Here is a 21357-nt window from a genome sequence, read left to right as displayed (position 1 = left end):
CCTTCGTGGGGAGCCGGGGCCGTTCCCGTTCGTGGGGAGCCGGAGCGGTCCTCGTTCGTCGTCGGCGGGGGCGTCACCCGCCACCTCCCGGCGCACCGGCACCGAGCGCGGTGACGGCCGCGACGACCGTGCCGATCGCGACGACGACGCCGACCAGGGCGCGCCGGAGCGGCACGCGTCGCTCCATGCCGACGGGGATGCCGAGTTCGACGACCGCGCGCAGCCGAGCCGCCACGCCACCGGGATCGAGCGGCGGGTCGGACTCCGCGAACACCAGGTCGGCCGGGGGTGGCGTCCACCGGAACGGCCGTGGCGGCGCAGCGCCCCGCACCGTGTCGAGGGCCGTGCTCGCCGCGGTGCGGTCACCGTCCAGTGCCGCGACGAGTGCGGCGTCCACCTGCTCGCGCGACGGATCGCGCGGGTCCACCCGGTCCCAGACCACCCGCGCGGCAAGCACGAGGACGCGTGCGGCGTCGGTGCTGCCCGGGTCCGCGCCGTCGCGGACCGCCCCAGCCGGGTGGTCGCACAGCACGACGGCGCCGGCGTCGTCGACCAGGACGTCGTCGATCCCCGCGACACCGAGCCGCAGCGCACCGCCCACCGCCGCGACGAGCAGCTCGAGCAACGGGACGCAGAGGGTCACCGCGACCCCGGTCGTCGGGGCGCCGAGCCGTTCGAGCGCAGCCGGGAGCGGCGTCCCGCACGGGCGGTCGAGGAGCACCACGAGTGCGCCGTCAACGGTCCGACCGACCGCCGAGACGGGGACCAGGTGGCGGTGCCCGGTGGCGCACCGGTCCGCCACCCACGAGGCAGCTGCAGCGTCGTGGGCCTGCGCGACCCAGCGGTCGGTCCGGGCGCCGTGGGTGCCCTGGTCGGTGCTCGTGTCCATGGTGACGAGCGTGTCGGACGCGGGTCGGGCCTCCTGGCCGTCCGGCCCGACCTGTGGACAACGCGTGTTCGCGCACAGCCGGACCGGCTGCGGTCTCCCCCGGACCGCGGAGGCCGTATCCTGTCAGCATGGCACGCAGCACTTCCACAGACACGAAGGCGAAGGAGCCGGGGCGTCTCAAGCAGATGTTCCAGGTCTTCCAGATGACCCGGCGGGCCGATCCGTCGTCGGTCTGGTGGTTCGCCCTCGCATTCGTCGGCCCGGTCGTCCTCGGCATCGTGCTGGCGCTGGTGCTCCCCGGCCAGAACTGGCTCGCGATGATCCTCTGGATCGTCGCCGGTGTCCTGATGGGCGTGCTCCTCTTCCTGATCGTCCTCGGCCGGTTGGCCGAACGCGCCGCGTACTCCCAGATCGAGGGGCAGCCCGGCGCCGTCGGTGCGGTGCTCTCCAACTCGCTGCGTCGGCAGTGGCGCTCGAGCGAGATGCCTGTCGCCGTGCACGGCCGGTCGCAGTCCGCGGTCTACCGCGCGGTGGGTCGCCCGGGCGTCGTCCTCATCACCGAGGGCCAGCGCGGCAACCTGAAGCGGCAGCTCGACGAAGAGCGCCGCAAGGTGCAGCGCATCGTCCCGAACGTCGCGGTCCACGTGGTCAGCGTCGGTGACGGCGGCGACACCATCACCCTGCACAAGCTCCCCCGTGCGATGAACAAGTTCAAGAAGTCGCTCAACCGCAACGAGGTCCTGGCGGTCGCGAACCGCCTCGACTCCCTGACGCAGAGCCCCGCGGCCGCGATCCCGAAGGGCATGGACCCGATGCGGGCCCGCGCCGGCCGTCCACGCTGATCCGTCCCCGGAGCCGCACTGCAGAACGCCCCCGACCGTGCCAGGTCGGGGGCGTTCTGTGTGCGTGCGGCGGGTGGCTCTGGCCGAGCGCACCGTGCGGCTTCGGTTACCGGGTGCGGGGTTGGCCGCTCGGTGCGAGCCTGTCGCGCTGCACCGAGCGGGCAGCCTCGCACGTGCCGACGAACCTCGCACCGTGCGCCGCAGGACCCGGCCGCACCCCAGCGACGAACCTCGCACCGTGCGCCGTAGGGCCCGGCCGCACCCCGGCGACGAACCTCGCACGGTGCGCCGCACCCCCGCCGCACGAGGGCGAGCCGCACGGGACGCCGGTCAGCGCCGGACCAGCACCGTCCCGGCGATGCGGTCGTGCGCGCCGCGGCTGTCCCGGTCGATGATGAGCGCCGGCACCACCAGGCAGAGCAGGACGGTCCGGACGACCGGACGCCACACCCCGACGTAGCCTCCGCGCATCGGCACGACGCGAAGACCGACGCAGATGTGCCCGAACGAGCCGGACAGCAGGCAGATGAACAGCACCTGGAGCGCGGCGAAGATCGCCAGCTGCACCCACGAGTGCGCGATGTCCCCGGAACCGTTCACCGGCGACCAGACCCCGGTCACGTAGGCGATGAGGTCGGCGAGTGCTCCGTCGATCAGCAGGGCGACGATCCGCCGTCCGATCCGCCCGACGCTGCGGGGACCGTCCTCGGGCAGCCCCAGGTCCTTGCCGGGCCAGCCGTCCGGGTGCTCGGAGGGCGCGGACGGTCTGGAGGAGCTGCTGGCCATGCGACAAGCGTAGGCGACCGGCCGCCCGTAACACGCCCGAAACAATCCAGTCATGTCCGGGAAACCCCGTGTCAATAGCCTCGTCGGAGGTGCCTTGATCGGTGCCTCCGACATCACCCAACCCATTGGAGATCGGCCCCATGTTCAGCGATTCCTCCGAGGTCCTGGCCTTCATCAAGGACACCGACGTCAAGTTCCTCGACATCCGATTCACGGACCTGCCGGGTGTGCAGCAGCACTTCAACATCCCCGCCTCGACCGTCGACGAGGACTTCTTCTCGGTCGGCCAGCTCTTCGACGGCTCCTCGATCCGTGGGTTCGCGTCAATCCACGAGTCCGACATGCAGCTGATCCCCGATGTGACCACCGCGTACGTGGACCAGTTCCGCGCCGAGCGCACGCTCATCATGATCTTCGACATCTACAACCCGCGGAACGGCGAGATCTACGGCCGCGACCCGCGCCAGGTGGCGAAGAAGGCCGAGAAGTACCTCGCGTCGACGGGCATCGCGGACACCGCGTTCTTCGCCCCCGAGGCCGAGTTCTACATCTTCGACGACGTCCGCTACTCCGTCACCCAGAACGAGTCGTTCTACGCGGTCGACTCCGAAGAGGGCGCCTGGAACACCGGTCGTGACGAAGAGGGCGGCAACCTCGCCAACAAGACCCCGTACAAGGGCGGCTACTTCCCCGTGTCGCCGGTCGACAAGACCGCCGACCTGCGCGACGACATCACCCTCAAGCTGATCGACGCGGGCTTCGAGCTCGAGCGCTCGCACCACGAGGTGGGCACGGGCGGCCAGCAGGAGATCAACTACAAGTTCGACACGATGGTCCACGCCGCGGACGACATCCTGAAGTTCAAGTACATCGTGAAAAACACCGCTGACCAGTGGGGCAAGGTCGCGACGTTCATGCCGAAGCCGCTCTTCGGCGACAACGGTTCGGGCATGCACACCCACCAGTCGCTCTGGTCGGAGGGCAAGCCGCTGTTCTACGACGAGAACGGCTACGGTGGCCTGTCGGACCTCGCTCGTTGGTACATCGGCGGTCTGCTGAAGCACGCTCCGGCGCTGCTCGCCTTCACCAACCCGTCGATCAACTCGTACCACCGCCTGGTCAAGGGCTTCGAAGCGCCGGTCAACCTGGTCTACTCGGCCGGTAACCGTTCGGCTGCGATCCGCATCCCGATCACGGGCACCAACCCGAAGGCCAAGCGCATCGAGTTCCGCGCACCGGACGCCTCAGGCAACCCGTACCTCGCCTTCGCCGCGCAGCTGATGGCGGGCCTCGACGGTATCCAGAACCGCATCGAGCCGCACGAGCCGGTCGACAAGGACCTCTACGAGCTCCCGCCCGAGGAAGCCAAGGGCATCCCCCAGGTCCCCGGCTCCCTCGACGAGGCGCTCGACTTCCTCGAGGCGGACCACGAGTTCCTCACGAAGGGCAACGTCTTCACCGAGGACCTCATCCAGACCTGGATCGACTACAAGCGCGAGAACGAGATCCTCCCGCTGGCCCAGCGCCCGCACCCGTTCGAGTACGAGCTGTACTTCGGCGTCTGATCGTCGCTGACACACGAAGGCCCCGCACCGTCAGGTGCGGGGCCTTCGTCTGTGTGTCGCGACAGCGACAGTGTGCCGCGAACCATCCGCAGGAATGTGTCGCTTCGGCGGGGTGGGCGGTTGCGGCGACCGCCTGGAGGCCCGGCGCCGGTCCGGCGGGCCGGCGACGGGCCTCCAGGCTGGTCGCGACGCACGTTCCTTCCCAGCTCACCCGGACTGGAAAGCGGGATCGGGCGTACCTGGTCGGAAGTTCTGACCAGGTACGCCCGATTCGGCACGGTACGCCCGTTTCCGCACGGCTCAGCGCGCACGGGAACGGGGCCCGTGCCGCCCGGCACGGACCCCGCTTCGCGAACGGTGACTACCGAGCCGTGGCCAACGAGTCGTTCGTCCCCGCTGCGACGCTCACGGGTGCACCCGTGACCGGCGTGGGCCGTCCCAGGGAACGGACGGTCCACCCCGCTTTGACCCAGTCGTGGACCGGGAGGCAGTTGCGCGCGTCGATCACGACGCGGCGGCCGACGAGGTCACCGAGGGCGACCGGGTCGGCGGTGATGATCTCGTCCCACTCGGTGAGCACCAGGACGACGTCGGCGCCCTCGATCGCGTCCGTCATCGACGCCGCGTAGCTCAGCGTCGGGAACGAGCGCTTCGCCGGCTCCATCGCCTCGGGGTCCCAGAGGGTGACCTGGGCGCCGCGCAGGTGGAGTGCGGCGGCGACGTTGAGCGCCGGGGAGTCCCGCACGTCGTCGGTGAGGGGCTTGAACGCGGCGCCGATCACGGCCACGCGACGGTTCAGCACCGATCCCCCGGCCGAGTCGATCGCCATGTCGATGACCCGCTGACGCTGGCCCATGTTGATCTCGTCGACCTGCTGCATGAGCCCGACGACCTGGCCCGCGCCGATCTCGTTGGCGCGGTGCATGAGGGCTCGGATGTCCTTCGGCAGGCAACCGCCTCCGAAGCCGAGGCCGGCGTTCAGGAACTTCCGGCCGATGCGGGCGTCGTGACCGAGGGCGTCGGCGAGGGTCGACACGTCGGCGCCGGTGATCGCGCACATCTCCGAGATCGCGTTGATGAACGAGATCTTCGTGGCGAGGAACGCGTTCGCGCTCACCTTGACGAGCTCGGCCGTCGCCAGGTCGGTGGTGATGACCGGGGTGCCCTCGCTGATGGGTGCGGCGTAGACCTCGCGGATGACGGCGTCGGCGGCCTCGGACGCACCGCCCCAGACCAGGCGGTCCGGGTGCAGGGTGTCCTCGACGGCCTTGCCCTCGCGGAGGAACTCCGGGTTCCAGATGAGCTCGGCGTCGATCCCCGAGGGGGTGAACTCGCGGACGATGCCGCGCAGCCGCGTTGCGGTACCGACCGGGACCGTCGACTTGCCGACGATGAGGCCAGGGTGGGTCAGGTTCTCGGCGACACCGCGGGTGGCGCTCTCGACGTACGCCAGGTTGGCGGCGTGCGAGCCCGCCTTCTGCGGAGTACCGACGCAGACGAAGTGGACGTCCGCGGCGGCGACGGCCGACGCGATGTCAGCGGTGAACCGGAGCTTGCCGCTCGCGACGTGCTTCGTGATGAGCTCGGGCAGCCCGGGTTCGAAGAACGGGACCTCGCCGGCGGACAGTGCGGCGAGCTTCGCCGGGTCGACGTCCACGCCGATGGTCTCGAAGCCCATCTCGGCCATGGCGGCCGCGTGGGTGGCACCGAGGTAGCCGGTGCCGATGACGCTGATGACGGGTGCGGGACGGGTGTCGGCCTGGTCGGGCGACTTCTTGGACGCGGTCATGGCGTGACCTCCTGCAGGTCGTAGTCGATGTCGTTGCGCTTGATGCCCTCGGCGAAGGCCGCCAGGGAGTCGGCTCGTGAGTTGAGCCGCCAGTCGTTCGTGGTGCGTGTGCCGTCGACGATCGTGGTCGCGGTCTCGCTGAAGTACGCGAAGCCGATGATGTCCGAGTTGGCGGGGTCGGCCAGGGCGTCGAAGAGCGAGTCGATCCACTGGGTCTTCTGCGGGTTCGTGACGCTGCCCCCGGTCTCGGTGGCCCCGATCTCGTTGAGCACGATGCCCTTGCCCGGCGCGACCTGCCGGATCTGGGCGAGCGTCGCGCCGAACGTGTTCTCGAAGGTCGGCTGCTCGGTGGCGTCACGGTAGTAGCCGCTCATGCCGACCCAGTCGACGTACTCGGCGCCCGGGTAGTAGTTCTGCATGTACTCGAGCGTCTGGTACTTCGCGTTGCCGAGCTTGTCGATGCGCGACGGCGACCAGTCCCAGATGGCGTACTGGTTCGCCCCGTTGGCCTGGAAGACGTTCCAGACGTGCTGCCACATCGCGGTGTACGAGCCGGCGGCGTTCTGCTGCTTCGCCGATTCGGACCAGTTGTACCACTGACCGTTCATCTCGTGGTCGAACCGGATGACGAGCGGCTGGCCGTTGGCCGCCAGCGCCTTGGCGTACTGCGTCAGGTAGGCGTCGAACTTGCCGGAGATGACGTCCTCGTTGGTGTAGCCCTCGACGTACGGCTGGTCGTTGCCCGTCTTGGCGGGCACCGACTCCCACGTCATCATCGGCAGACGCCCGTTCGCCCACGACCGCTGGACGGCGTTCTGGTTGAAGTCCTGGTCGAAGCCCTGGAAGAAGCCGACCATGTTCGTCGCCTTCCCGACCTCTTGCGAGACCTGGTCGTACTCGGACCAGTTGAACGGGGACTGCGCCGTGTACAGGCCGTACCAGCGGGACTGCTGCGCGAGGATGTCCGCCTTGGTCGGGACCGCCACGGGTGTGGTGCCCGGGTCGGTCGACGGGCCGGGGTTCGGGTTGGTGACCCCACCGGAGCCGCCGCCGGAACCGTCGGACCCGCCAGACCCTCCGGAGCCGCCGCCCGAGCCGCTCCCGCTCCCGCTCCCCGAGCCGGACCCGTTGTCGGACACACCGGACCCGCCGGACCCACCGGACCCGCCGGTCCCGGATCCCGAGCCCGAGCCCGAGGTGCCGGCCCCGTTCGCACCGGAACCCGACGCGTTGACGGAGGACGAGCCTCCCGAGCCCTTCGCGGAACCGAGCTGGGACTGGAGCGACGCGATCTGCGCCTTGAGCTGCGTGATCTGGTCGCCGCGCGACCCGGCCTGGGCCGTGCGGGAGTCGAGCTTGCCCTCGAGCGCCCAGATGCGGTCCTGGGCGGCGTCGAGCTGCGTCTGCAGCTCGGCGGCGGACACCTTCTTGGCCTTCGGGGCGGTGACCCCGAGCGCCTGGTGGACGGCGGTGGAGACGGGGCCGGCCGGGGAGACCCAGACCGACCAGGTGATGAGGGCGAGGGCGAGGACGATGGCGGTCGTGCCGACGGCCGTCCAGCGGGCGTGCTTGCTCGACTGCGCCCACCAGGTACTCGAGGAGCGGATGATGTCAGACAATGAGGAACGCCTCCAGGGCGAAGATCGCGAAGCCGATGCAGTACGGGATCGCGGCGTACGGGTTGTAGCGGCGGGCCTTCACGGGGGCGGTCCGTGGGGCCGCGGGCTGCTGGTCGGCGAACGCCGCTGCTGCCTCGCGCCGGGTCGCGAGCACGGTCGCGGTGGAGTTGGTCGTGGCGTCGGCACCGAAGAGCTCGTCGAACGCGCGGTCCACGGCCACCTGCTCGTGCGCGGCGCCGGCCGGTGTGCCCTGCAGCTGGACGAACCCGTCGAGCGCCTGGGCGCGGTCCGCCGCGTCGATCGGGCTGAACGGGATCTGCGTGCCCGGGGTGGTCGGCTGGACGCTCTCGGCCGGGTCCTCCTCCTGCATCGGACCGCCGGCGTAGGCGCCGGCCCGGGTCCCCCAGCCGGACGCGTGCGCCAGGCGGAAGAAGCCGATGAGCCGGATCGGCATCAGGAAGAACGTCGACACGATGATGAACATCGGCAGACGGAAGAAGTCGCTCGGCTTCTCAGCCAGGTGCCGCATCTGCCGGATGGCCATGCTGAGCACCGACGACACGACCATCAGCGCGGCCACGTAGACGAAGCCGGTCGAGAAGCCGTACTGCGACAGGATGCCCTGGTACAGGTTCTCGCCCTGTCCGGTGAAGGCCCGGTAGACCCAGCCGGCGATCACGCCGAAGAGCATGAACGGCAGGATGATGTCGGTGATGAAGAACGCCGCCAGCACCGGGGCGTGGCCGAGCATCCACGGCAGCATGCGCAGCGTGTTGTACTGCGAGCCGCGGGCCCAGCGGAGCTGCTGCTTGAACAGCTTCTTCACCTGCAGCGGGGCGTCCGTGTAGACCAGCGAGGTGTACTGGTAGACGGTCCGGTACCCCTCCTTGAGCGTGAGGTTCGTCAGCGTGCGGTCGTCGGAGACCTCGAGGAAGACGCCCATGAACTTCTCGTGCATGAACTTGTCCATGACCCGGACGAGGATGTTCCGGCGGAACGCGATCGTGCGCCCGGGCAGGCAGCCGATCTGCCCGAGGACGCTCTGCGCGGGCATCGAGTACAGCGCTCGGGAGTTCTCGAGCCAGTCGGCCCAGCGCGTGATCCAGCTGCGCTCGGGCTCGAGGATGCGCTGCCGGGTCGTGACGCCGCCGACGGACTCGTCGGCGAAGGGCTTGAGGAGTTCCTCGAGCGTGCCGGGGGTCCAGACGGTGTCCGAGTCGACGAGCACCGTGATGTCGCCGTTGGACATCTCGGTGCCGACCTTGACGGCGTTGCGCTTGCCCGGGATGGGCGTGTGGGTCCAGCGGACGAGCGGGGCGAACTCGTCGCAGACGGCTTCGAGCGCCTCGTTGCGGGCGCCGTTGATGACGACGATGATCTCGCCGGGTCGCTGCTCGACCATGCGACCGATGACGTCGCGGAACAGGTCGAGCGGTTCGTCCACGACGGGGACGACGACGCTGGTGGTACCGACGAAGGTGCCGGTGAACGGGCGGTAGCGGGCGGAGATGACGACCTTGACCAACCAGAGCAACCAGATCACCGCGGAGTACACGGCGAACAGGTAGAACTCGGGGTGGCCTTCGACCATCTGCCTGATCTGCAGAATGAAGGTGAACACTGATCCCTGCTTCAACGTTCGAGGTGGAGATTCCGCGACGTTGGGGAATCAGGGTCGGTTCGGGTGATGCCATTGACGCAGAAACCTGAACCCCCGCGCAACGCGACCCCCGTCCGGGGGCGTTTCGAACGCGTTACGGGGTACACACTTGTCCCCATCTCCGCCGGGACCGGCGGTCCCCCCTCGTGCTGACAGCACTCCTGCGGACCGGGTCCACCCGGTCGGTCACCCTGGTACCCGACGAGTGATGCCGGGAGGCGCGGATCGCCACCCCGGGAAACCCCTGTTCAGGACATGGTCACCGGGCGAGTCGGCGCGCACCTCCGGCACGTCGGCCGGCAGACCGGAGCGGGGTGGTCACGACACGGTAACGACCGGCCCACTGACGGCGCTCGGGGTACAGTCCGAAACGAACGGGGGACGGTGCGCGACACGGGGAATTAACCTCCGACGTCCCGTCACCTTCGGCTCCGGGGAGCATGCCCGGGCGTGTCGCGGTCGTATCGGCGACGCGTCGCGGTCGCGCCGCCGACGCGTCGCGGTCGCGCCGCCGACGCATCACGGTCGCGTCGGCGGCGCGTCAGGCGCCGTAGAACTCGCGCTCGAACACCTGGCGTGCACGCCGGGTGACGCCGAGGTAGTCCTCTTCCAGCTGGCTCGCCGAGCCGGGCGGGTACTCCATCAGCCGCGCGACGCCCTCGAGCTGCACGCGGTCGACGGGCAGCACGTCCGTCGTCTTCCCCGACCAGAGCACCAGGGCGCTGCGCGTCCGCGAGGCGAAGCGCCAGGCCGCACCCAGCCGCTCACCGTCCTCGGCGCTGACGAACCCCGCCGACACCGCACCGTCGAGCGCCTCGAGCGTCGACGTGGTGCGGAGCGCCGGGACCTCGAGTGCGTGCTGGAGCTGCAGGAGCTGGACGAACCATTCGACGTCGCTCAGTGAGCCGCGACCGAGCTTGAGGTGGCGTGCCGGGTCGGCACCGCGCGGCAGCCGCTCGGATTCGACGCGCGCCTTGATCCGCCGGACCTCGCGCACCTCGTGCTCGTCGATCCGCTCCGGGTAGCGCGTGCGGTCCGCCAGGTGCTCGAAGTCGCGGAGCAGCTGCGCGTCCCCCACGGCGCCGCGGGCACGGAGCAGCGCCTGCGCCTCCCACGTCAGCGACCACCGGGCGTAGTAGGCACCGTACGACTCGAGGGTGCGGGCCACGGGGCCGTTCTTCCCCTCGGGGCGCAGGTCGATGTCGAGGTCGAGCGGGTGGACGGTGTCCTCGGTGAGCCGGTTCAGCTCGCGCACGATGGTCTGCGCCGTCCGGGAGGCCACCTCGGTCGCCAGGTCCGGGGCACGGTAGACGTAGAGCACGTCGGCGTCGGAGCCGAACCCGAGCTCACGGCCGCCGTACCGGCCCATCGCGATGATCCCGAACTCGAAGTCCGCCGGGGCGTCCCGTCGGGCGAGCGCGAGTGCCCCGGCGAGCGTCGCCTCGGTCACGTCGCTGAGCGCCGCACCGAGGGCGTCCACATCGAGGTGCCCGAGCACCGCGGCCATGCCGAGGCGCAGGGTCTCGCGGCGACGGGCCGAGCGCAGCAGGCCGGCCGCCCCGTCGACGTCGTTGCCGTGCCGCGCGGTCGTCGCGGTCATCTCGGCGAGCAGCGAGTCCATCGGGCGGGCGCGGAGGAGCGCTTCGGGTTCGTCGAGCCAGGCGACGGCCTCGGGGAAGCGTTCGAGGAGTCCGGACAGGAACGCCGACTCGGACAGCACCGTGGTGAGCGAGTGCGCCGCCCCGGACGAGTCGCGGAGCATCCGGAGGAACCAGCTCGACTCCCCCAGCGTGTCGCTGAGCCGTCGGAACGCCAGCAGTGCCCGGTCGGGTGCCGGCCCCTCGGCCATCCACCGCAGGAGCACCGGCAGCAGGTTCCGCTGGATCGCCGCCCGTCGGCTCGTCCCCTGCGTGAGTGCCCGGATGTGCCGCAACGCACCGGGCGGGTCGACGAACCCGATCGCGCCGAGACGATCGACGACCTGGTCGTCGGTCAGGACGATCTCGTCCTCGGTCGCGGCGACGGCGGACAGCAGGGGCCGGTAGAACAGCCGCTCGTGCAGGCCGCGGACCTCGAGCTTGACGGCACGCCAGCGGGTCTCGAGCGCGGAGGCCGAGGTGGCGACGCCGCTCGACCGGGCGAGGACACGCAGCTCTTCCTCGTCCGTCGGCATCAGATGCGTCCGCTGCAACCGGCGGAGCTGGATGCGGTGCTCGAGGACGCGGAGCAACGCGTAGTCCGGGCCGAAACGTGCGGCCTCGGCCCGCCCCACGTAGCCGGCAGCCGTCAGGGCGTCCATCGCCTCGAGGGTGGACCGGACCCGGACCGACTCGTCGTCGCGGCCGTGCACGAGCTGCAGGAGCTGCACGGTGAACTCGACGTCGCGCAGCCCGCCGGGACCGAGCTTCAGCTGCCGGTCGACCTCGCCGTCGGGGATGTGCTCGGTGACGCGTTCGCGCATGCGCTGGACCGACTCGACGAACCCGGGGCGCGCCGACGAGCTCCAGACGAACGGGGCGACGGCGTCGGCGTAGCGGGCACCGAGGTCGGCCGAACCGGCGATCGGCCGCGCCTTCAGCAACGCCTGGAACTCCCACGACTTCGCCCAGCGCTCGTAGTAGGCGACGTGCGAGTCGAGCGTGCGGACGAGGGCACCGTCCTTGCCCTCCGGTCGCAGGTTCGCGTCGACCTCCCACAGACCGGGCTCGGCGGCCAGGTCGGTGATCGCGTGGGTCGCGGCGATCGCGATCCGCGTCGCGATGAGGACGGCGCGGTCGGTGCTGACCTCGTCGGTGGACTCGGTGACGAAGATGACGTCGACGTCGCTGACGTAGTTCAGCTCACGGGCGCCGGCCTTGCCCATCGCGATCACGGCGAGCGGGGTCGCGGCGACGTCGGCCGCCGGGAACGGGACCTCTCGCCGGGCCACGTCGACCGCGGCGTCGAGCGCTGCCCCGGCCAGGTCGGCCAGTCCGGCGGCGACCGCCGGGAAGGCCTCCGTCGGCGACGGGTGCAGCACGTCGTACAGGGCGATCTGGGCGAGGTGCCGGCGGTACCGCACCCGCAGGCACATCCGCGCCTCCTCGCCGGTGGCGCCGTCGATCGCGTCGATCAGGGACGCCGTGTACCGCTCCTGCGACCAGGGTGCGACGACGGGCTCGAGCAGCAGCGCGAGCTCGGCCGGTCGGCGGTGCAGGAACTCCCCGAGGCCGACCGAGGCGCCCAGCAGCCGGATGAGCCGCTCGGTCGCTGCCTCGTCCGCCAGGACGGGGCGCAACTCGTCGGGAGCACGCTCGAGCAGCCGTTCCAGCAACCGCAGCGCACCGTCGGGATCCGCGGTGATGCCCCAGAGCGCAGGGGTGCCGCTGACCGGCAGCGGGACGACGGAGCCGAACCGCGCCTCCAGGTCGGCGATCCGCTCGAGGCTCTCCGACAGCTCGGCGAACCCCAGGCGGGCCAACTCGGAGCGCGACGACGTCGTCCGACCGGTCATGTGGTGCGCTCGCTCAGAGGGCGCCGAGGTTGGTGTCGAGCTCGAACGGCGTGACCTGGTCGCGGTACCGCTTCCACTCCTGCCGCTTGTTGAGCAGCACGAAGTTGAACACGTGCTCGCCGAGCGTCTCGGCGACCAGCTCGGAGTCCTCCATCAGGCTGAGGGCGTGGTCGAGGCTCGACGGCAGCTGGCTGTACCCGAGGGCACGGCGCTCGGCGTCGGTCAGGCTCCAGACGTCGTGCTCGGCCTCGGCCGGCAGTTCGTACTCTTCCTCGATGCCCTTGAGGCCCGCCGCGAGCAGCAGCGAGTACGCCAGGTACGGGTTCGCCGCCGAGTCGATGCCGCGGTACTCGATGCGCGAGGACTGGCCCTTGTTCGGCTTGTACAGCGGCACGCGCACGAGCGCGGAACGGTTGTTGTGACCCCAGGTCACGAAGGACGGGGCCTCGTCGCCACCCCAGAGGCGCTTGTACGAGTTGACGAACTGGTTCGTGACCGCGGTGATCTCCGGTGCGTGCTTGAGCACACCGGCGATGAAGTGCTTGGCGGTCCGGGACAGCTGGTACTCGCCGCCGGCCTCGTAGAACGCGTTCTGGTCGCCCTCGAACAGCGATACGTGCGTGTGCATGCCCGAACCCGGCTGCCCGGAGATCGGCTTTGGCATGAACGTCGCGTAGACGCCCTGCTCGATCGCGACCTCCTTCACCACCGTGCGGAAGGTCATGATGTTGTCCGCCATCGTCAGCGCGTCGGCGTACCGGAGGTCGATCTCGTTCTGGCCCGGACCGGCCTCGTGATGGCTGAACTCCACCGAGATGCCCAGGTCCTCGAGCATCCGGACGGAGCGGCGTCGGAAGTCGTGCGCGCTGCCGCCGGGGACGTTGTCGAAGTAGCCGGCCTGGTCGACGGGCTGCGGGCCGCCGTCCTTCCACTCACGGCTCTTGAGCAGGTAGAACTCGATCTCGGGGTGCGTGTAGAAGGTGAAGCCGCGCTCACTCGCCCGGGCCAGCGTGCGCTTCAGCACGTTGCGCGGGTCGGCGACGGCGGGCTGCCCGTCCGGCGTCGTGATGTCGCAGAACATCCGCGCGGTCGGGTCGATCTCGCCGCGCCACGGCAGGATCTGGAACGTCGAGGGGTCCGGGTGCGCGAGCACGTCGGCCTCGTACGAACGGGACAGGCCCTCGATCGCGGAGCCGTCGAACCCGATGCCCTCGGCGAACGCGCCCTCGACCTCGGCCGGGGCGATCGCCACCGACTTGAGGGTCCCGATGACGTCCGTGAACCAGAGTCGGATGAACTTGATGCCGCGCTCCTCGATGGTGCGGAGCACGAAGTCCGTCTGCTTGTCCATGCACGACCTTTCCGTGTATCGGGTGGCCGCGGGCGGGCCTCGTCCCAGGCTAGTGGTCCGGCGGTGTGCGCGGGGCCGTGCGACGCGCCGCCACGGCACGTGTCCGGCTCACTGGTCCTCGGCGTCCCACTTCTCGTTGTTCGCGGCGATCCGGTCGAGGGCGTGCTGAGCTTCCTCACGCGTGTCGAACGGGCCGATGCGGTCGCGCTGCGGGGACTGCGGCCCCTGCTCGACCTGACCGGTCTTGTCGTTGAACCACCACTGGGACTCGATGCGCTCGTCGCTCATGTCGCCCACCGTACCCAGGTGACGGCCTGGAAGCCCGGTGCCGGTCCGGCGGACCGGCACCGGGCCTCCAGGCGGTCGCGCCCACCCCGTCGGGCCGCACCGTGGGGCGGTCACGCCCACCCCGTCGGGCCGCACCGTGGGGGCGGTTGCGCTCGGCGCGTCGCGCCGCGGCTAGAGTGGTCGGCATGCCCCGGGACGAACACGGACACCTGACCGCTGGCCGCATCTCCCCGCACCGGGCAGTCCCGAAGGACATCGAGCGTCCGGAGTACGTCGGCAAGGTCGAACCGCACGAGCACGGCCTGGGCGACACGTACTCGCCGGACGAGGTCGAGCGCATCCGCACCGCCGGCCGCATCGCCTCGCAGGCCATCGACGCCGTCGGCGCCGCGATCCGCCCGGGCGTGACCACGGACGAACTCGACCGCATCGGCCACGAGTTCGTGGTGGCGCACGGCGCCTACCCCTCGACGCTCGGGTACCGCGGGTACCCGAAGTCGCTGTGCTCGAGCCTCAACGAGGTCATCTGCCACGGCATCCCGGACGACACCGTCCTGCAGGAGGGCGACCTCGTCAACATCGACATCACCGCCTACAAGGACGGGATGCACGGCGACACGAACCGCACGTTCGTCGTCGGGCAGGCGTCGCAGGAGGTCGAGGACCTCGTGACCCGCACGCGACTCGCCCTCGAGCGCGGCATCAAGGCCGTCGCCCCCGGCCGGCAGGTGAACGTCATCGGCCGCGCCATCGAGGCCTACGCGAAGCGCTTCGGCTACGGCGTCGTCCGGGACTACACCGGCCACGGCGTCGGTCGGGCCTTCCACTCCGGGCTGATCATCCCGCACTACGACGCACCGCAGTACGACACGGTGATCGAACCGGGCATGGTGTTCACCATCGAGCCCATGCTCACGCTCGGCGGGATCGAGGCCGACATCTGGTCCGACGACTGGACGGTCTCGACGCGCGACAAGTCGTGGACCGCGCAGTTCGAGCACACCCTCGTCGTCACCGAGCGCGGCGCGGAGCTCCTCACCGTCTCCTGACCGGATCCGTCTCCCTGACGGGACCCTCTTCCTGACCGGGCACTCCGGCAGGCAACCGAAAGGCACGACAACCTCATGACCTCCCTCGCAGTCGGCGTCGACATCGGTGGTACGGGCATCAAGGGCGCGATCGTCGACGTCGCGTCCGGTGAACTCACCACGGACCGCATCAAGAAGGCCACCCCGGAAGGCGGGAAGCCCCACGACATCACCGCCGTCGTCGCCTCGATCCTCGAGGAGCTCGCCCCCGCGGCCGACGTCCCCGTGGGCGTGTGCTTCCCCGCGATCGTGCGGGACGGCAAGACCATGTCCGCCGCGAACGTCTCGAAGAAGTGGATCGGCTTCGAGGCCGAGGCGCTGTTCGAGAAGGAGCTCGGCCGCGCCATCCACTTCGTGAACGACGCCGACGCCGCCGGGTTCGCCGAGCAGCAGTTCGGTGCGGCGAAGGGCAAGGACGGCCTGGTCATCGTGACCACCCTCGGCACCGGGATCGGCAGCGCGCTCATCAACGACGGGGTGCTCATCGTCAACTCGGAGCTCGGGCACCTGGAGATCGACGGGCACGACGCCGAGTCGCGGGCCTCGTTCGCCGCCAAGGAGCGCGACGACCTGTCCTGGAAGCACTGGGCGAAGCGCCTGCAGACGTACTACTCGACGCTCGAGGCGCTGCTCTCCCCCGAGCTGTTCGTCGTCGGTGGTGGTGTGTCGAAGCAGTACGAGGAGTTCCTGCCGCTGCTCGACCTGCAGGCGGAGATCATCCCCGCGACCCTGCGCAACAACGCCGGCATCATCGGCGCTGCGACCCTGGCCGCGCGCAGCGCCTGACCCGGCGATCCGCCCAGACCGCACTCCGGCCCGCACCGTGTGGTGTGGGAGTTGTTCGGCGCGGTTCGACGCACCCGGCCGGTCGCACCGAGGTTCCACGACTCGCCGTCTGCGGTGCGCCGAGGTTCCACGGAGACCCCTGGTGCGCGCCGACATGCCGAGATTTCGGAACCTCGGGGGCCGGGGCACGGGCCGGGGCACGGGCGCGGGCGCGGGGCCGGTAGACTCGGATCTGCGAATGGGTCGGTGAGACGGTCGCGTCACTCCCCCGGGAGTGCCGAGGAACGTCCGGGCTCCACAGAGCAGGGCGGTGGGTAACACCCACCCGGAGCAATCCGCGAGACAGTGCCACAGAAAGCAGACCGCCGGCGGCAACGTCGGTAAGGGTGAAACGGTGGTGTAAGAGACCACCAGGGGTCCGGGTGACCGGATCCGCTCGGTAAACCTCGCCCGGAGCAAGGTCAGACAGAGGACGCCGAGGCTGCTCGCCGAGTCCTCGGGTAGACCGCTGGAGGCCGACGGCAACGTCGGTCCGAGAGAGATGGCCGTCACCGCCGTGCAAGCGGCGGGACAGAACCCGGCGTACGGCCGGCCCATTCGCCCCACTTGCACGAGCCCCGTGCTCAACGCACGGTGCGGCGCTCGCTATCCCGTGCGAGGTTGCACGCTCGGTGCAGCGCCACAACGCCGCACCGAGCGTGCAAGCTCGCACCAGGCGACGGACCCCGCACCGTGCGAGCGCCGCGGCGCGCTACAGCCCCGACTCGGCCGTGCGCACCAGGATCGCGTCACTGTCCGGGCAGAGCACCACGTCGTCCGGAGCGGCCCGACGGATGTCCTGCAGGTCCGAGTTGTTCAGCGCGACGCCCGACGCCGTCGACACACCGCCCTGCAGCAGCGACGCACCGAAGCCGTAGCGGGCGCGCTGCCGGTCGTAGAGCGCGAGCAGCTCGGCCGGCACCTTCGCGGCGACGTCGGCGCGGGCCTGCTCGGCGGACGCGCGGTCCGACGACAGCCGCGCGATCTCGGCGTCGCGCTCGGCGACCAGGCCGGAGCGGGCTGCCTCGACGTCGGCGAGCTGGGCCTCGACGTCGCCGACCCGGGCGCGGAGCCCGTCGAGGTTCTCCATGACCTCGAGCTCGGCGGTCTCGAGGCCGCCGATGCGGCGCTGGAGCGACTCGAGCTCGTTCTGCAGCCCGGCCGCGTCCTTCGAGTTCGACACGTTCTGCAGCATCGTGGTGTCGCGTTCGACGCGGGCCTGCGCGGTTGCGGTGTCTGACTCGAGACGGGCGAGTTCGCGTTCGGCGTCCTCGACCAGGCCGGTCGCGGCGACGAGTTCGCTGCGCAGCCCGGCCGCCTTGGTGCCGAGTTCGGTGAGCTGGTCGCCCTTCTGCAGCGACGTGATCCGGTGCGCGATGCGGGTGACGTCGTTGTCGAGTCGTTGGACGTCGAGGAGGATGACCTGGTCCTCGGGTGCTGCCTTCATGGTCAGACTCCTTCAGTGGGGGTGGTGGGTTCGGCCGCCGGCAGGACCGCGAAGTCCCACGGGTCGGTGCGGAGGTCGCTCACGGTGACCCGGACGCCGGCGGCGTCGCGCAGTTGCGCGGCCGCGACGTCGAGCCAGAGCCACTCGGTGGCCCAGTGCGAGGTGTCGATGAGGGCGGGGCCGCCGCCGAGCAGGGCCTGTTCGCGGAACTCGGACGCCGGGTGGTGGCGGAGGTCGCTCGTGATGTACACGTCGGCCGCGAGGACGGCGGGGTGCCCGAGCAGCGAGTCCCCCGCGCCGGCGCACAGCGCCACGGTGCGGACGGGCTGGTCGAAGTCGCCGGAGACCCGCACGCCGGTCGCGGTGGGCGGCAGCAGGTCGACGAGCTTCCGCGCCAGCGCCCCGAGCGTGGTGCCCTCGGCGAGGACGCCGACGCGGCCGATGCCCGTCGCGGGGTCGGCGCCGGGGCCGGACCCGGGGTCGAGGGGGCGCTGGTCGGTCAGCCCGATGCGGTCGGCGAGCACCGCCGAGGTGCCGGTGGTGACGACGTCCGCGTTGGTGTGGGCGGCGACCAGGGCGCTGCCACCGCGCACGAGGGTCGCGAGGACGCTGCCCTTGTAGGTCGACTCGGCGATCGTCGTGACGCCGCGCAGCAGCAGCGGGTGGTGCGTGAGGAGGAGTCCGGCGCCGAGCTCGACCGTCTCGCGTGCGGTCGCGGGGACGGCGTCGACCGCCAGGTGGACGTGCTCGACGGCGGCGTCGGGGTCTCCGGCGACCAGCCCGACGGCGTCCCACGACTCGGCTCCTGCGGCGGGCCACAGGTCTTCGATCACGGCCTGGAGTTCGCGGAGCGTCGGCATCCGGTCAGTCTACCGAGGCGACCGCGTCGGCACCGGCAACCGGTCCGCGCGGGGTGATCCGGGCCTCCCGGTCAGCGGCGACCGAGCACACGCAGCAGGCCGGCGACGAGCCGCGACCACCAGCCGGGCCGGGCCGGCTCGTCGGTGTCGGTGTCGAGGTGCGTGGGAGCGGCCGTCTCGACGGGCACGGCGACCGCGTCCGGCAGGACGACGGGCGTGCTCGCGGTCGTGCCCTGGTGGGCGGTGAGGGCCGCCGCGAACGCGGCACGGTCGATGACCGTGGGTCCGGTGGCGGGCTGGACGAGCGGGGTCGGTCGCGTGTTCGCGGACACCGGCGACACGGCCGGGAGGCCCAGCACCGGTCGCACGGGCTCGTCGCGTTCCGGGGCGACCAGCGCCACGGCCGGGGTCGCCGTGACGACGTCGGCTGCGGGCGCGGCGACTGCCGCAGGCACGGGGCGGACGACCGCCGCCGGAGCTGGGGCTGGCGCGGTCACCACGGCGACCGGGGCGGTCGCGGCACGGCGGGCGGCCGCGCGGTCCTGACGGTCCGACTCGGCGGCGGCGTCCTCGAGCAGGTCGGCGAAGACCGTCCGGGCGAAGTCGCGAGCGGCGGCGAGCTCCGGGTCGTCGGCACCGGAGACCGTGGCCTCCCAGGCGGCGAGGCGCGCCAGGTCTTCGTCACGACGCCGGACCTCGGTCTCGAGCAGGACGATGCGCTCGATGGTGCTGCGGCCGGTGGACGAGGAGACCTCGATCGCGAGGTCCTCGATGCGCAGGGCCAGGCGCTCCGGGGGTTCGGGGAACGACGGTGCGCAGACGGCGGCGTGCCGAGCGCGGTCACGGCGGAACGCGGGAGCTGCCGGCGACTGGTCGACGACGAGCGTCGCGGTGCCCGGTGCAGTCGTCTCGCTGCCGGCTTCCGGCAGCTCGACGGCGGTGGCCTCGGCCGCGACGCCGGGGCGCTGCACGGGGCCGGTGACGGGCGGGACCACGAGGTCCGCCACGTACGGCGTGCGCGTCGCCGGGGCGTCACGGAGCCACTCCTCGACCTCGCGACCGAAGGGGTCGACGAGGGGGGTGCGTGCACCGGACTGGGTTTCCATGTCCGAAGGATAAATATCGCGCGCGTCGGAACTGCGGACATCCGCGGTGTGTCGCAGCAATCCCTGCCATATCGCCCGGAACGTGAACGGCGTGTCGCCCGTCACACCGGGGCACGTCTCAGAGGGTCTGCTCGAAGGCGTCGAGGAGCTCACGACCGGCCGGCCACTCGCCGACGCCGCTGGCGACGTTGACGTGGCCGAGGGTGCCGACACGGAGCACCGTGGCGCCCATCGTGTCCGCGAAGGCGACCGCACGGTCGACGGTGCAGTACGGGTCGTCGTCGCTCACGACCATGCGGATCGGAACGCGGCCCGCCGCGGTGCCGAGCGGGACGGGGCGGGGCGCCGTGAACCCGGAGGCAGCGGCGGGGAAGCCCGGTGCCGAGGGGTCCGGTGGTGCCACGAGGAAGGCACCGGCGACGGCGGTCTCGCCCGGGCCGGCGCGGTCCGCTCGGTCGACGGCGAGCCAGTCGGCGACCGCGAGCACGCCCAGGCTGTGCGCCACGAGCACCGGCGGCTCCGCGCACGCCGCGACGGCCTGGGAGATCGCGTCCCGCCAGTCCCCCGGGTCCGGCTCCCCCCAGGACGCCGGCGCGATGCGGACCGCGTCGTCGCCGCGCTCGCGTTGCCAGACGGACTGCCAGTGCTCTGCGTCGGAGTTCCAGATCCCGGGGACGATCACCCACGGTCGAGGTCTGCTCACCCGGGAATCGTAGCGAACCCGGCCGGCGCTAGCGCTGCAGTGTGTCGCGCGGGTACTCGGAGAACCGCGCTGCGTACGCCGCCGAGAACCGGCCGAGGTGCGCGAAGCCCCACCGCATGGCCACGCTGGCCACGGTGAGGTCGCCCGCCGACGCGCGGCGGAGTTCTTCGCGCACGCGGTCGAGGCGGATCCCGCGCAGCATCGCGTTCGGAGCGGTACCGACCTGGCGTTGGAACGCCTGCTGCAGACCGCGGACGCTCAACCCCACGTGCTCGGCGACGTCGGTGGTCGAGATCGGCGTGTGCGCGAAGGCGTGCATGTACTCGACCGCCTCGCGCACCCGGCCCGTCGCACCCTGCGGCAGGGGCACGTCCGGCGCCAGCAGCTTGTGCGGGAACGTGCGGAGCAGTGACCGGGCGGTGTCCTGGGCGACCTCGGCCAGGGCGAGCGGACTGACCGACGCCCGACCGAGCACGATCGACGCGGCACGCTGGACCTGCGCGTTCCAGCCCCGCAGTTCCGCCGTCCGGGGTGTCGCCGTGTGGTCGAAGACGAGCGGGCCCGGCTGGGCACCGTGGACCTCGGCGGCGACGCGCTCCAGAGCGGTCCGGTCGAACTGCACCAGGCTCTGCCGGACGTCCTGCAGGTCGAAGGCGAACGGCCGCCCGGTCGGGAACATCATCGGGGCGGCGGGCGTGAACGCGACCTCCTGCCGGCCGATGTCGACGCGTCCGCCCCCGTCGGTGGTCCACATGACCACGTACTCGTCGCGGACGTCCAGCTCGCCCTGCATCCGGGCGTCGAACCGGGTCGCGCGGAAGGACATCACGTCGTCACCCACGACGCGGAAACGGTACGCGAACGGCCGCTCCGTGCGCGTCGCGGTGAAGCCCACACTGGCGTAGGCGTCCTCGTACATGTGCACGGCAGCGTCGAGATCGACCCCCGACGTCTCGAAGCTGATCCTGGGATCCGGTTCGGCTGTCATCGCGCGAATCGTGACACGGCGGCCAGGTCGCCCGAGAATCCCCCGGGACACCTTGCGG

General features: G+C 71.1%; 17 protein-coding genes and 1 other RNA gene. 5 read left to right on the top strand and 13 right to left on the bottom strand.

Annotation, left to right across the window (positions count from 1 at the left end; all coding sequences use genetic code 11):
- Nucleotides 1-73: 73 nt before the first annotated feature.
- Entirely contained in the window at nt 74-889 is an 816-nt protein-coding gene (locus KZI27_RS10040) for a hypothetical protein (RefSeq protein WP_222660993.1), read from the bottom strand.
- Nucleotides 890-1017: 128 nt separating this feature from the next.
- On the opposite strand from KZI27_RS10040, the gene KZI27_RS10035 reads away from it, so the two are divergent.
- Complete coding sequence (locus tag KZI27_RS10035; protein WP_222660991.1) at nt 1018-1731, top strand: DUF4191 domain-containing protein; 714 nt, start codon at nt 1018-1020, stop codon at nt 1729-1731.
- 330 nt (nt 1732-2061) lie between these two features.
- On the opposite strand, the gene KZI27_RS10030 is transcribed toward KZI27_RS10035, so the two are convergent.
- Nucleotides 2062-2517, bottom strand: a complete 456-nt coding sequence (locus KZI27_RS10030) for an RDD family protein (protein ID WP_123312780.1) — start codon at nt 2515-2517, stop codon at nt 2062-2064.
- A gap of 140 nt (nt 2518-2657) precedes the next feature.
- On the opposite strand from KZI27_RS10030, the gene glnA (KZI27_RS10025) reads away from it, so the two are divergent.
- Complete coding sequence (glnA, locus tag KZI27_RS10025; RefSeq protein WP_123312781.1) at nt 2658-4082, top strand: type I glutamate--ammonia ligase; 1425 nt, start codon at nt 2658-2660, stop codon at nt 4080-4082.
- A 361-nt stretch (nt 4083-4443) separates the two neighbouring features.
- Here glnA (KZI27_RS10025) and KZI27_RS10020 read toward each other — a convergent pair whose 3' ends face one another.
- From KZI27_RS10020 to KZI27_RS09995, 6 genes are all read right to left on the bottom strand, one after another.
- Complete coding sequence (locus tag KZI27_RS10020; RefSeq protein WP_222660989.1) at nt 4444-5871, bottom strand: UDP-glucose dehydrogenase family protein; 1428 nt, start codon at nt 5869-5871, stop codon at nt 4444-4446.
- Nucleotides 5868-7490 (bottom strand): glycoside hydrolase family 26 protein, encoded by a 1623-nt coding sequence (locus tag KZI27_RS10015; RefSeq protein ID WP_222660987.1) that lies wholly within the window; start codon nt 7488-7490, stop codon nt 5868-5870. Before KZI27_RS10015 ends, KZI27_RS10020 begins: the two co-directional genes overlap by 4 nt.
- Nucleotides 7483-9111 (bottom strand): glycosyltransferase family 2 protein, encoded by a 1629-nt coding sequence (locus tag KZI27_RS10010; protein ID WP_222660985.1) that lies wholly within the window; start codon nt 9109-9111, stop codon nt 7483-7485. The genes KZI27_RS10015 and KZI27_RS10010 overlap by 8 nt, the downstream gene beginning before the upstream one ends.
- A 580-nt stretch (nt 9112-9691) precedes the next feature.
- Nucleotides 9692-12643: a bifunctional [glutamine synthetase] adenylyltransferase/[glutamine synthetase]-adenylyl-L-tyrosine phosphorylase gene (locus tag KZI27_RS10005; protein ID WP_222660983.1), complete on the bottom strand. Its 2952-nt coding sequence runs from the start codon at nt 12641-12643 to the stop codon at nt 9692-9694.
- Nucleotides 12644-12656: 13 nt separating this feature from the next.
- On the bottom strand, nt 12657-13994 hold the full coding sequence (gene glnA / locus KZI27_RS10000) for a type I glutamate--ammonia ligase (protein ID WP_123312786.1): 1338 nt from the start codon (nt 13992-13994) through the stop codon (nt 12657-12659).
- A gap of 108 nt (nt 13995-14102) precedes the next feature.
- Nucleotides 14103-14282, bottom strand: coding sequence for an SPOR domain-containing protein (locus tag KZI27_RS09995; protein ID WP_123312787.1), 180 nt, complete (start codon nt 14280-14282; stop codon nt 14103-14105).
- A 185-nt stretch (nt 14283-14467) separates the two neighbouring features.
- On the opposite strand from KZI27_RS09995, the gene map reads away from it, so the two are divergent.
- The 3 genes from map (at nt 14468) to rnpB (ending at nt 16756) form a co-directional block, all read left to right on the top strand.
- Nucleotides 14468-15331, top strand: coding sequence for a type I methionyl aminopeptidase (gene map / locus KZI27_RS09990; RefSeq protein WP_123313131.1), 864 nt, complete (start codon nt 14468-14470; stop codon nt 15329-15331).
- A 75-nt stretch (nt 15332-15406) separates the two neighbouring features.
- Nucleotides 15407-16156 (top strand): polyphosphate--glucose phosphotransferase, encoded by a 750-nt coding sequence (gene ppgK, locus KZI27_RS09985; RefSeq protein ID WP_123312788.1) that lies wholly within the window; start codon nt 15407-15409, stop codon nt 16154-16156.
- Nucleotides 16157-16395: 239 nt separating this feature from the next.
- Nucleotides 16396-16756: RNase P RNA component class A (gene rnpB, locus KZI27_RS09980), an RNA gene on the top strand.
- A gap of 151 nt (nt 16757-16907) precedes the next feature.
- Here rnpB and KZI27_RS09975 read toward each other — a convergent pair.
- The 5 genes from KZI27_RS09975 to KZI27_RS09955 all read right to left on the bottom strand — a co-directional run bounded on the left by KZI27_RS09975 (nt 16908) and on the right by KZI27_RS09955 (nt 21299).
- A complete protein-coding gene (locus KZI27_RS09975) occupies nt 16908-17642 on the bottom strand; it encodes a zinc ribbon domain-containing protein (protein WP_222660981.1) in 735 nt (244 codons plus the stop codon).
- A gap of 2 nt (nt 17643-17644) precedes the next feature.
- The gene (locus tag KZI27_RS09970) at nt 17645-18502 is read right to left on the bottom strand and encodes a Nif3-like dinuclear metal center hexameric protein (protein WP_222660979.1); all 858 of its coding nucleotides are present in this window, start codon (nt 18500-18502) and stop codon (nt 17645-17647) included.
- Between the two features lie 71 nt (nt 18503-18573).
- Nucleotides 18574-19608, bottom strand: a complete 1035-nt coding sequence (locus KZI27_RS09965; RefSeq protein WP_222660977.1) for a hypothetical protein — start codon at nt 19606-19608, stop codon at nt 18574-18576.
- Nucleotides 19609-19726: 118 nt separating this feature from the next.
- Nucleotides 19727-20311, bottom strand: coding sequence for an RBBP9/YdeN family alpha/beta hydrolase (locus tag KZI27_RS09960; RefSeq protein WP_222660975.1), 585 nt, complete (start codon nt 20309-20311; stop codon nt 19727-19729).
- A 28-nt stretch (nt 20312-20339) separates the two neighbouring features.
- Nucleotides 20340-21299: an AraC family transcriptional regulator gene (locus KZI27_RS09955; protein ID WP_222660973.1), complete on the bottom strand. Its 960-nt coding sequence runs from the start codon at nt 21297-21299 to the stop codon at nt 20340-20342.
- Between the last annotated feature and the right edge of the window lie 58 nt (nt 21300-21357).

Source organism: Curtobacterium sp. TC1 (genome assembly GCF_019844075.1).
GTDB lineage: Bacteria > Actinomycetota > Actinomycetes > Actinomycetales > Microbacteriaceae > Curtobacterium.
This window is presented reverse-complemented; position numbering and strand designations above follow the sequence as displayed.